The organism is Deferribacterota bacterium (genome assembly GCA_034189185.1).
Taxonomy (GTDB): domain Bacteria; phylum Chrysiogenota; class Deferribacteres; order Deferribacterales; family UBA228; genus UBA228.
This window is the reverse complement of sequence record JAXHVM010000229.1, coordinates 1-2,309: the sequence shown is the minus strand read 5'-3', so window position 1 is coordinate 2,309 and position 2,309 is coordinate 1. Positions and strand designations below refer to the sequence as shown.

General features: G+C 29.4%; 2 protein-coding genes. One reads left to right on the top strand and one right to left on the bottom strand.

The annotated features are described in order from the left end of the window. Nucleotides 1–478 (top strand): NADH:ubiquinone reductase (Na(+)-transporting) subunit F (locus tag SVN78_10265; GenBank protein MDY6821990.1); only part of this gene is annotated, 478 nt, incomplete at its 5' end. A 3-nt stretch (nt 479–481) separates the two neighbouring features. On the opposite strand, the gene SVN78_10260 is transcribed toward SVN78_10265, so the two are convergent. After that, a complete protein-coding gene (locus tag SVN78_10260; GenBank protein ID MDY6821989.1) occupies nt 482–2,218 on the bottom strand; it encodes a hypothetical protein in 1,737 nt (578 codons plus the stop codon). Nucleotides 2,219–2,309 lie beyond the last annotated feature (91 nt).

Here is a 2,309-nt window from a genome sequence, read left to right as displayed (position 1 = left end):
GAAACCAGGGGATATTGTTACAATTGAGGGTCCCTTTGGTGAATTTTTTGCAAAAGATACAGATAATGAAATGGTTTTTGTCGGAGGTGGAGCAGGAATGGCCCCAATGAGAGCACATATCTTTGATCAACTAAAAAGAATTAAAACAAAAAGAAAGATAACCTTTTGGTATGGAGCAAGGAGCAAAAGGGAACTTTTTTATGTAGAGGATTTTAATAAATTACAAGAAGAGCACAATAATTTTAAATGGTATATTGCCCTATCAGAACCACTAAAAGAAGATAACTGGAAGGGTTACACAGGTTTTATACATGAGGTCTTGTATGAACATTATTTGAAGGATCATGAAGCACCAGAGGATTGCGAATACTACTTATGTGGACCACCACCAATGTTAAAAGCTATGCTAAATCTACTAGACAATCTAGGCGTAGAAGAAGAAAATATATTATACGATGATTTTGGGGCAGCTAAGTAAATATTAAAAAACAACTATATCTGTTGTCTCTTTTATATCTTTTAACAAGCCTTTTTTTGCTGAAACTACAGCAATTATTTTATTATTAAATATTGTGAAGCCTTTTATATGCTTTTCAACTATCTTATCTATTGATCCTTTTATAAATTGATTATTTTTATATTTAAAAAAGATTAGCCAATTATCTTCAATCTCATTAACACCAACAATAGAGCTAAGTACGTTTCTTTTACTTGCTATTGTTAATAGCTCTAAAGTGCCATCACCGTCAATATCTTTTATTATAGGAGGGAACTCTAAGCTTACAGTATTTTGCCTAACATAAGGTGATTTTGGATTTATCTCATATGTTAGCATAGATGCATTATTACCTATTATCTTTGAAGAAGTATAGATTAAGTCTTTTCCGCTATATATATAGAGTATATTATTATGAATAAACATATTTTCGTTTACACCATCTCCTGTTATATCTGATATTGCACTGCTTAAAACTGTAAATTTAGTTGGATACTCATAGATATATTCACCTTTATTAAATCTATCATTTTTAATATTATATACTCTAATACGTTTACCATAAAATTCCTCTGGATCATAATCCTGTCCCAATATAAATGTTTTTTTGCCATTTTTATCTCTATCAAAAACACCCATTATAGAATATGAACTATCTAGGATACTTAAATTTTCTCCATTTATTTTTAATAGATAGCTTATTACCCTATTATGTAATTCTGACCACGTATTAATTATAATATAAGGGCTATCTTTTTCCTCTAGTTTAACCCACTGTATTGTTAACCCTTCATTGTTGTCAGGTATATCAACCTTAATATCTAACGCGTCAGGATTATTAATATTAATTACTCTAATAGAGTTGTCATTAATTGCTGCTATGTATAGTTCATCACCAACCTTTAAAAAATCTGACATTTTTGTATAAAAGGGAAAGCTTTCAATGCGTTTTAATTTTTCATAGGTAACTGTGTTTCCTAAAAGAGATTTGCTATTTTTTGCATCAACCTTATTACTTTTACTTAAAACATTATTTCCATTTTTTAATTTAGCTGCAGCAATAACACTTTTATTAATATCATTATCTTTTTTACTTATACTATCTACCCCATTTACATACTGATAAACGTTTATCAGACTACCGTCTCCACTATAGACCTCAATTCTATCGTTATAAGCTATAAATGCTAAAGAGATCTCTTTTTTGTTAAATGCCTTATTAAATACTTCTTTTTTGGCATCTTTAATGTATTTATAATCTTCCCATTTTAAGAAGGGGAGATTTTTCTTTAGATATAGATAGATATATTTACCCTTCCCTGTTAGATCAAAAAAGGTAGATGGAACACTTTCATATCTGAGGGTTTTACTCCCTATCTCTATTTGATCTAACCTATTGTCAAGAGGTTCAATAAGAGAATAATTATTTTTAACCTGAACTACCTTTAAATGAGAGACCACAACATCATATGCCATCTCTTTATTAGTTTTAGGGTGGATAATTGTCTTTTTATTTATTAATGAAAATATGTCACCAACCTTTATACCGTCTTCTATTCCAGCATCAATGATAAAATAATCGCCGTCTTTATCTAGGATATATGCAGAAACCTGTTTAAAATCACTGACTATCTCTTTTTGGAAATCATTACTATATAGCTCATTTATTGTTAGTATTTGGTACACTATAAGAAATAAAAATATAACCTTAGACCTATACATAATTATCCACCCTTTGTTTATATTTTTTATTAAAACTCGTAACGTACTCTCATAGTGGTTCTAAAAATGTCTTCATCTGAATCTCCATCGT

What these genes read in the sequence shown, in the direction of transcription:
- SVN78_10260 (MDY6821989.1), bottom strand. Translation starts at nt 2,218, where the DNA reads ATGTATAGGTCTAAGGTTATATTTTTATTTCTTATAGTGTACCAAATA.